We start from the raw sequence: 9,578 nt of genomic DNA, 5'->3' as shown, positions 1-9,578 counted from the left end.
ATGGTAGTCAGTGCTTACAAAGAAGAAAGAAGTATTCGAGATATTATGAAGGCTTTCAAAATTCCTTCTACGGCTACCGTTTATAAAATTTTGAATATGGGCGGCATTCCGCAAAGTAAAGCTAAAATTGACGAGAAATGACTTTTTAAGAGATAACTAATTGACTATCAATTAGTTATCTGTCTTTCATGTAACTTTACGCCAATTTGTTTAATACTACCCAAGGCAGCTTTCAAATCATTCAATCGCAGCTGCAAACCATGCAAGGATAAAGGCTTTTAGAAATCGGTTTAGGAGCATACTATCTATTAATTTTTTCTTGTTTTGGCTATTAAAAATTTATCTCTAAATCCCTAACTTTCCTGCTTGATCCTTATCTTCAATATGGTGACTTTTTTTATTTGCAGAATTTAAAAAGTAAAAATCAATTTAGTATCACCCCTGAAAAACAAAAAGAGTAAAACTTGATTAATCAAATTTTACTCTTTAAAGTTGTTGACCCACCAGGATTCGAACCTAGACAAACAATACCAAAAACTGTCGTACTACCATTATACTATGGGTCATCCTGTACTTGTGAGTGCAAAATTAAGACTTTTTATATAAAAACGCAAGCGTGCAGTAAAAAAAAATTACTTTTTTTTACTGAGCTGCTCTTCTCAATTCTTCTAAAATTACTTCTTTCATCAATAACTTACGTTTTTGAGTCTGAATATTAGAATTCGTTATTTTATCTAAATCTGGCCCTTGCGAAATTCCTTCGTTGCTTTCTATCAATATTTTCAACTCCCCTCTTGCACGAATCACAATATTTTCCATTTCACGGAATTTCGTCAAGGTTTGTTGTTTTTCACTCAAATAATTATAGTTAGGTAATTTGCGAGTAACAACTTTCATTAGATAACTCAACTCAAAAATCTTATCACACGCAGCTCTGAAGCGTTCTGCAACATTTCGCACGGCTAAGTGAGATGGGACTTTGATGTTTTTCCAATCATTAAGCATTACTTTTGCACGCTCGGTTGATGCAAAAATGTCTTTAGCTTCGGCTAATTGTTCGGCTTCTTCCATCATTTTCTGTTGAGCCTCTACACGTGGGTCAACACGAATCTTTATTTGAATACCCTTGGCTGCACAGTATTTTTCGTAATAAAGCGTAGTTAGTTTCTTGAAACGACGGAATTCGTATTTTAATCGCTTTGGTGGCACGTCGCCCACATTTCTCCACTCTGATTGAAGACGCTTGAGCTCGGCAAAAGATAGCTCCCAATTGCCCATTCTGAATAGCATTTCTGCTCCTCTTACCAGCTCGTTGTACTTTTCCATGCGGTCGCCAATAATGCGATTTTGTTCCTCATAGAAAGCTTTTCTGCGTTGGTAAAAATCATCTAAAACCTCTCTAAATGTGGTTTCGATTTCTTCTTGAAAAGGTTTGTCAACAGGGCCCGTGCGAATCCAACGAGTTTTGATATCTTGCAGTTTTTCGGCTACAATATTCCAATCAACATCTTCTTTGGCTTCTTTGGCTTCTTCAACTAATGCTTCTTTGATAGTAAGGTTATTAGCTTGATTGCCTACAATCAAGCCACGAAGAACGTCTTCTTGCTCATCTAAAGTGTTGAGCAATGGGATGAAATCGCCAATTCCATCGAAGTTTAGCAATCGTTTGCGTAGCTGCGTAAGTTTTGTTAAAAAAGAGCCCTTATTTTGGGCTTCGGTAATCTCAGATTTCAATTGAATAACCTTATTTACCGCAATTTGGTAACGATTAATGAAATACTGGAAAGCCTCTTCTTCTGTGCGTTTTACTTCTCCGATTTGTCGGTCGGGCATATCTAAATAGCCCTTTAAGAATACCTTACCTTCATTTATGTAAGCATATTCGTTTTCTAATGTTACGCCTTTCATAATAAAAATCACATGGCTTGTGAGTCAAGGGGGATGGTGGTTTATTTGGTAAAATTCGTGGTTTTTTTGTATAATGCAAATAGGTTTAGCGATATTTGCATAAAAATTTATTAAATGTAATAATTAAAACACACAGTTTTTATTGTTTTCAATAATAATTTAATAAAAACAATAAAAATTGATGTCTAACGAATGTATTTAAACGATGTCTGAACAAATTATCTTCTCTATGGAACGAGTGAGTAAAATCATTCCACCAAGCCGTCAAATTTTAAAAAACATTTATCTTTCTTTTTTTTACGGAGCAAAAATCGGCGTTCTTGGACTCAACGGTTCAGGAAAATCTACGCTTCTACGAGTCATTGCAGGTATTGACAAAAATATCAATGGTGATGTCGTTTTTTCGCCAGGTTACAGCGTTGGGATGTTGGAACAAGAGCCAACGCTCGACCCTACAAAAACCGTTCGTCAGATTGTGGAAGAAGGTGTGCAAGAAATTGTAGATTTATTGAAAGAGTTTGATACCATAAATGAAGCTTTTGGTGAACCCGATGCTGATTTTGATAAATTACTTGCTCGACAAGGTGAAGTGCAGGAAAAATTAGACACATTTGATGCTTGGGAGTTAGATACTCGCCTTGAACGTGCAATGGATGCTCTGCGTTGTCCGCCCGAAGATGCTATTGTAGCCAATCTTTCTGGTGGTGAAAAACGCCGTGTTGCTCTTTGCCGCTTGCTTTTGAAACAACCTGATGTTTTACTTTTAGATGAGCCTACCAACCACCTTGATGCCGAATCGGTGCTTTGGTTGGAAGAGCATTTGCGTCAATATAAAGGAACTGTCATTGCGGTTACTCACGACCGTTATTTCTTGGATAATGTGGCAGGATGGATTTTGGAATTGGATAGAGGCGAAGGTATTCCGTGGAAAGGAAATTATTCTTCTTGGCTCGAACAAAAACAAAATCGCTTAGAAAAAGAAGAAAAAACCGAGTCGAAACGCCAAAAATCTTTGCAGAGAGAGTTGGAATGGGTGCGAATGGCTCCAAAAGCTCGTCAAGCAAAATCGAAGGCTCGTTTGCAGGCTTACGATAAAATGGTGAGTGAAGACTCGAAAGAAAGAGAAGATAAACTCGAACTTTTTATTCCACCAGGTCCACGTTTGGGCAATAAAGTAATTGAAGCAACAGGCGTAAAAATGGGTTTTGGCGACCGTTTGCTTTATGAAGATTTGAATTTTAGTTTGCCACAAAATGGTATTGTCGGCATTATCGGGCCAAATGGTGCTGGAAAAACAACCCTTTTCAAATTAATTACAGGGCAGTTAAAACCATTAGCTGGTACTTTTGAAGTAGGTGAAACGGTAAAACTTTCATACGTTGACCAAGAACATAACCAACTTGACCCCGCAAAATCGGTTTATGAGTTAATTTCTGGCGGAAATGAATGGGTAATGCTTGGAAACAAACAAGTAAATGCTCGTGGATACGTAAGTAGATTTAATTTTCAAGGAGGAGACCAAGAGAAAAAAGTAGGAATCCTTTCGGGCGGAGAGCGAAATCGAGTGCATTTGGCAATGATGCTCAAAGAAGGGGGAAATCTATTGCTTTTAGATGAGCCAACCAACGATTTGGACATCAATACGCTTCGTGCTTTAGAAGAAGGGTTAGAAAACTTTGCTGGTTGTGCAGTAGTTATTTCTCACGACCGCTGGTTTTTAGATAGAATTGCGACGCATATTTTAGCTTTCGAAGGCGATTCGCAAGTATATTGGTTTGAAGGAAATTTCTCGGAATATGAAGAAAATCGTAAAAAACGCTTAGGTAATGATTTGACTCCGAAGAGGATAAAGTATAGGAAATTGCAGTAGGATTTGACAATAAATATAAAAAAACCGAAGGCTTAAACTCTTTGGTTTTTTTATATAAACATAAGGAACTCACCTCCTCGCTATTCTCACTGCCTCTTCAAATCGCATTACCATTTCTTTTACTAATGCGTCGTATTTTGTGCTAAGTGTAAACGATGTTTGATTTTTGACTCCTTCGTTATTTGATTTGAACGAACCTCCAATTGCATCGTATTACCCGAAATATAAATCCATTTTGATGCTATTGGCTGGCACATCTAACCACAGATGCAAAAAAATGCTTGTGGGTTGCGTAGCTTTAAGCAAGAAACTTTACTTTTGATAAAAAATCTTAAACTAACAATATGAAAAATACTTTTCTACTACTTTTTTGTCTTTTTGCCTTATCAGCCAACGCTCAAAGTTTGGTTTCTGAGCAAATTTTAAAAGAAATTGACAAAATAGACACCAACCGAATCAAAGCCCATGTGGCTTATTTAGCAGATAATAAACTAAAAGGCAGACTTCCAGGAAAAGAAGGTTATCAAATGGCGGTTGATTATGCAGTGAAACAATACAAAGAAATGGGGCTAAAACCAGCAGGAGAAAATGGAACATATACCCAAAAAGTCTTGCTACGAAAAACAAAATTAGTGAAAGAAACTGCCAAATTTATTCTCACCCTGCCCGATGGAAAAAAACAAGAGCTAACTCTTGGAAATGATTTATCTATTTACCCACATCCTGAAAGAAAATCTGTTGATTTTAACGCTCCTTTGGTTTTTGTTGGGGCTGGTTTTGATGCTCCGCAAATTAATCTTCAAGACTATAAAAATATTGATGTCAAAGGTAAAATTGTTGTCATATTACGTAGAGTTCCCGAAAACCTTCCTACTAATGTGAAGCTACATTTACAATATCCTGCTACTTTGCAAGAATTTGCCGTGAAAAACGGAGCAATTGGTGTATTGGTTTGTAATTATGCAACCAGCATGGTGCAGTTCAAGGCCGCCGCCAATAATATGGTTTCAAATGGTGTTTCGGCATCGGTTACTGCTAAAGGAAAAAGAGCAAGTTCGGCATCGGTTTTGGGCGGAAATATTGTGGTTGCTGGGGGTATTTCTGTACCAACATTACAGGGTTTGATGCGTGCCGAAAATAATATGCTTGATAGCACTTGGCAACAACTCGAAAAAGGAAAATATGTAAGCAAAGCATTAAAAAGTACTATCAGTGGACATTATGAAAGCACATTTGAAGACGTTGTTAGTTATAATGTAGTAGCAAAATTGGAAGGTTCTGACCCAAAATTAAGGAAAGAATACATTATTCACTCGGCACATCTCGACCATTTAGGCATTGGTAAGCCCATCAATGGAGATTCGATTTATAATGGAGCTCACGACAATGCTTCGGGTGTAGCTTGTGCCTTAGAAATTGCCAGAATGTATGCCACAGTAACCAAAAAACCAAAGCGTTCGTTGCTTTTCTTGCTTGTAACTGCCGAAGAAATGGGGCTTTTGGGTTCAGGATATTTTGCAGCTTTCCCAACTGTACCAAAGCAACAAATCGTAGCCGATATCAATACCGATATGCCCACATTGCTTGCCCCTTTAGAGTCGGTAGCTCCATTGGGTGCTGAACATAGCAGCTTACAAAAAGTAGTAGAGCAAGCAGCAAGTTTAGTAAAATTAGAGGTCGAGCCAGACCCCGACCCAAGCGAAGGTCGATTTGTAAGAAGTGACCAATATAATTTTGTAAAAGCAGGAATTCCAGCCTTACATATAAAATATGGTTATAGATTTAGCAATCCAAGCTTAAATTTGGCAGAAAAAGTAAAAAAATGGCGAGAAGCAAATTATCATAAGCCTTCTGATGAAATAACAAATGGCTTTGTTTGGTCGGCTGGAAAAAAATATGCCCAAGTCAATTTTTTGATTAGCTATTTAATCGCTCAAAATCCAGCAAGACCAACATGGAATAAAGGCGATTTCTTTGAAGTAAAAAAGTAGTAAATGATATTTGAAAAATGTGAGAACAGTCGTCACATTTGTATTTTATTCATTCAAAAATTTTATCATTCACTCATTCAAAATTCATCCAATGCACCACTGTTATCTAAATGGCAATATTTGCCCCGTAGAAGAAACAAATATTCATATTACTGATTTAGGGCTACTTCGAGGCTACGGACTTTTCGACTATTTTATTACCTACAATGGCCGTCCATTTCAGTGGGATTTGTATTGGGAACGTTACGAACGTTCGGCAAAATTGATGTGTTTACCCAATCCGATTTCAAAAGAAGAAGCCAATAAAGTAGTGCTAAGTTTGATTGAGAAAAGTGGTTTAGACAATTGTGCCATAAGATTTATTCTGACGGGTGGCTATTCGAGTGATAGCATGAGCATGACTAAGCCAAATTTGCTTATCATCAGCGAAGATATTCATCCTGTGAAACCCCAAGATTATGAAACAGGCATAAAAGTAATTACTCACGATTATGTGCGAGACTTACCCGAAATAAAAAGCATTGATTATAAGCATTTAATGATTTTGCAAGCCGATATTAAAGCAGCCAATGCCACTGATGTATTGTTTCATAAACGAGGCTACATAAGTGAATTGAGTCGAAGTAATGTTTTTCTTTTCAAAGGTGATACACTTATTACACCAAATCGAAAAGTTTTGCGAGGAATTACTCGCCGTTTTGTTTTAGAATTAGCAAAAAGTCATTTTAAAATCGAAGAACGTAATGTTGAGTTGAAAGAACTTTTCACCGCCGACGAGGTTTTTACGACCAGCACTACAAAACGAGTTTTACCCATCACCCAAATAGATAAAAGTATTTTGAGTAATGGAAAAATTGGCATAAAAACAAAGTTTTTATTAGATTTGGTAAATGAGAAGGTAAAAAATTGGTAGCATTTTTTTTTTAAGCGTTCCTAAAACGGAAAATAAACGAGAGGGAATATCTAAAATTTTAGTGAAGATAGAACTAATCTTAGGCTATTATATTAAAACCGTACACAAAATTGTATAGCTGATAAAAGGTGATTAATTTTAAAATGTCCTGACTTTATCCATCTCAAACCAATCTGAAAAAGGCTGATGTCTTTTCTGTCCTTTCGAGCTATTTTTTTATGATTTTTAGTGTCTGTTTTGACAAACTCTCCAAGACAGACTAACCACATATAAGCTAAACAGGTACGATTATAATTATATATTTTTACAAAATTAGGCGAGTTTGTCTTTTACTCGTCTAATTTCTCCAAGTATTAATATTTGTGTACGGTTTTAAAGCTATTATATTAAAAAACAAATGAAGAACTTTAAGTTAACCCAAAAAGATGACAAGCTTTAGGTGTTAATACCTGAAATTTAAAGACATAAAAAAAAGCCTTGCTCGTTTGACGAATAAGGCTTTTTTTTTATGTTGATTAAGAAATATTATTTCTTAACTTCACTTTTAACTGTATCAATAGCAGCAGTTGCAATTGAATCAATTGCAACAGTTGCAGCAGCAGCTGTAGAATCGATTGTAGCAATAGTTGAATCAGCAGTTGTGTCAGCTGTTTTAGAAGTACAAGCAGCTAAAGAAGCTACACATGCTACGAATAAGATTGCGATTATTTTTTTCATTGTCTTTGTTTGCGGTGTTTTGAGGTTTGAAACGCATTGCAAATTTAAGACAATTTTAAGATACGATGCAAGTTTTTCTTAAAAAAAATTTAAAATTTTCTTAAATACTTTTTAAGAAACAATATTTTCTTGGATTTGTACAATATCAGCGGGCAGAACGAGTCTTTATTTTATCATAAATACCCGTACTTCTGAAAGTCAAGAACTTATGACCGTAATAGTTCGCAAAAAAACTAAAACCCATGCCAACTAAGTGAGAAGCTTTTTCACGCAAGAAAAGTGAAAAGTCAGAAAAAAGACGATTTGCGATATAATCAAGGGCAAGCGAAGAAACGCCTACTTGGATGCCTAAAGCTATTATCGCAATAATTAGAAATTTAATCGATTCACGTTTTGAATTTCCTGATTCTTTTGCCGAGAAAGCAAAAACTTTAGCAGGAACAAAACTAACTACTGTCGCAGTCAAATAACCAGCAAATACACTCAGATTAAAAGCAGGCTTATCTTGATAACCTAAATTTAGAAATAATGATTTATAGGGAATTTGTGACAAGAAGTTTGTGCCAGCCCCTAAAACGGCGGTCAAGAAGAACGAAATAAAATTTCTTAATTCCTTATTTTTTATTTTACTAAGTAGTTCCACAAATAAATTTAGTCCAGAAAATTTTAAAATAGTGTTGATAATCTCTTGACTTACTATTCAGTAAATCAAAGTAATTCGCGTACTAAACTCGGAAATAAGCCGAGTAAAATAGAGCCAGCGGTAGTAAACCCAAGAATTATTTTATAAAACGATGATAATTTAATATTTTCGCCATCACCTTCTTTCATATAAGCAGCTATGATTGGTTTAAAATAATAATAAATACCAACTGCCGACATCAAAATTGCTACCACTAATAACCAAATATGTCCACGTGAAGCAGCATCTGCAAAAACATAGAATTTTCCCCAAAAGCCAGCCGTCAATGGAATTCCAGCTAATGAAAACATTGAAACTGCTAAAACAAAGCCTAAAAATGGATTTTTCTTCGATAAACCATTCAAAACAGCAATACTTTCGTCTGGACGACCATTTACTAATTTTTCTTGCGAAACTATCATTAACACGCCAAACGCACTTATTGTAGCCAAAGAATAGGCTAAAGAATAGAATACGATAGAAGTACCTGTTTTATTGCTTAAACCCACAATTGCCATCAACATATAACCTGCATGAGAAATACTCGAAAAGGCTAACATCCTTTTAAAACTGCTCTGAGCTACTGCTGTGATATTGCTTATCAATAAACTCAAAACAGCCATAACAATAATCATAACCCACCAAAAATCATATATTGGAGAGTATGACACTTCAAGAATACGATAAATAGCCGCAAAACCAGCAGTTTTTACGATAGTTGACATAAAAGTAGTAAAAATTGTAGGAGCTCCTTCATAAACATCGGGTGTCCAAAAGTGGAATGGTGCTGCTGAAACTTTGAAGAGCAAACCAATCAATAGAAAAGTAACACCCACATATAAAAATACTGAACGAGTGGCTACTTGGGTTTGCATCAACCATGAGCGAGCATCGCTAATATTGAAGGAATAATTAGCTCCATAAAGCATTGCAATACCAAAAAGCATAATTCCAGTAGCAAATGCTCCCATTAAGAAATATTTAAGGGAGGCTTCATTTCCACGTATGTTTCTTTTATCACTACCTGTAAGTACATACATTGATACAGAAAGGATTTCGACACCGATAAAAAGCATTATCAGGTTTTGAAAATTGGTCATCATAATTGCTCCAACAAGCGAAAATTGCATGATTGCAAAGTATTCGGCAGGATGAGCGTGTGAATCATCAATAAAGCCTTTTGATAAAGCCATTATCAAAAATGCTGAAATCAATATGATTGACGTGAAAAGAATAGAAAGGTTGCTCACTTCGAGCATATTGCTAAAATAAAGACCAGGTTTATTCCAATCAATAAAGTTAGAGAAGAAAGCAAGTGCTACAAAAAATAATGATGCAGGTAAAAGTATTTTCTTTGATTTTAGGAAACCCAAAAACAGTGTAACGAGTCCAGTAAATGAGAGTATGAGTATCGGATACATAATAAAATTGATAACCCCCAAGCCAGCAATGGCTGCTGCCCTAAAGAGGGGTGAAAAAAATAAAATTTTATAATAA

Annotated in this window: 7 protein-coding genes and 1 tRNA gene; 3 read left to right on the top strand and 5 right to left on the bottom strand. The window is 35.7% G+C overall.

Annotated features, from left to right (window positions below):
• Positions 1-495 precede the first annotated feature (495 nt).
• Both ACH2CJ_RS10825 and ACH2CJ_RS10820 read right to left on the bottom strand, forming a co-directional pair.
• Positions 496-566 (bottom strand) — tRNA-Gln (locus tag ACH2CJ_RS10825).
• A 76-nt stretch (positions 567-642) separates the two neighbouring features.
• On the bottom strand, positions 643-1,908 hold the full coding sequence (locus tag ACH2CJ_RS10820; RefSeq protein ID WP_394992817.1) for a DUF349 domain-containing protein: 1,266 nt from the start codon (positions 1,906-1,908) through the stop codon (positions 643-645).
• Positions 1,909-2,113: 205 nt separating this feature from the next.
• On the opposite strand from ACH2CJ_RS10820, the gene ettA reads away from it, so the two are divergent.
• The 3 genes from ettA (at position 2,114) to ACH2CJ_RS10805 (ending at position 6,682) form a co-directional block, all read left to right on the top strand.
• Entirely contained in the window at positions 2,114-3,778 is a 1,665-nt protein-coding gene (ettA, locus tag ACH2CJ_RS10815; protein WP_394992816.1) for an energy-dependent translational throttle protein EttA, read from the top strand.
• A 344-nt stretch (positions 3,779-4,122) separates the two neighbouring features.
• Positions 4,123-5,769 (top strand): M28 family peptidase, encoded by a 1,647-nt coding sequence (locus ACH2CJ_RS10810; protein WP_394992815.1) that lies wholly within the window; start codon positions 4,123-4,125, stop codon positions 5,767-5,769.
• 91 nt (positions 5,770-5,860) lie between these two features.
• The gene (locus ACH2CJ_RS10805; protein ID WP_394992814.1) at positions 5,861-6,682 is read left to right on the top strand and encodes an aminotransferase class IV; all 822 of its coding nucleotides are present in this window, start codon (positions 5,861-5,863) and stop codon (positions 6,680-6,682) included.
• 525 nt (positions 6,683-7,207) lie between these two features.
• Here the strand turns inward: ACH2CJ_RS10805 and ACH2CJ_RS10800 are convergent.
• The 3 genes from ACH2CJ_RS10800 to ACH2CJ_RS10790 all read right to left on the bottom strand — a co-directional run bounded on the left by ACH2CJ_RS10800 (position 7,208) and on the right by ACH2CJ_RS10790 (position 9,502).
• Positions 7,208-7,399 (bottom strand): hypothetical protein, encoded by a 192-nt coding sequence (locus tag ACH2CJ_RS10800; protein ID WP_394992813.1) that lies wholly within the window; start codon positions 7,397-7,399, stop codon positions 7,208-7,210.
• Positions 7,400-7,544: 145 nt separating this feature from the next.
• On the bottom strand, positions 7,545-8,042 hold the full coding sequence (locus tag ACH2CJ_RS10795) for a GtrA family protein (RefSeq protein ID WP_394992812.1): 498 nt from the start codon (positions 8,040-8,042) through the stop codon (positions 7,545-7,547).
• A gap of 65 nt (positions 8,043-8,107) precedes the next feature.
• Positions 8,108-9,502: an NADH-quinone oxidoreductase subunit N gene (locus tag ACH2CJ_RS10790; protein ID WP_394992818.1), complete on the bottom strand. Its 1,395-nt coding sequence runs from the start codon at positions 9,500-9,502 to the stop codon at positions 8,108-8,110.
• Positions 9,503-9,578 lie beyond the last annotated feature (76 nt).

It is taken from the genome of Emticicia sp., from assembly GCF_043780375.1.
GTDB lineage: Bacteria > Bacteroidota > Bacteroidia > Cytophagales > Spirosomataceae > Emticicia.
The sequence above is the reverse complement of the archived record's forward strand: the minus strand, read 5'-3'. Positions and strand labels throughout refer to the sequence as shown.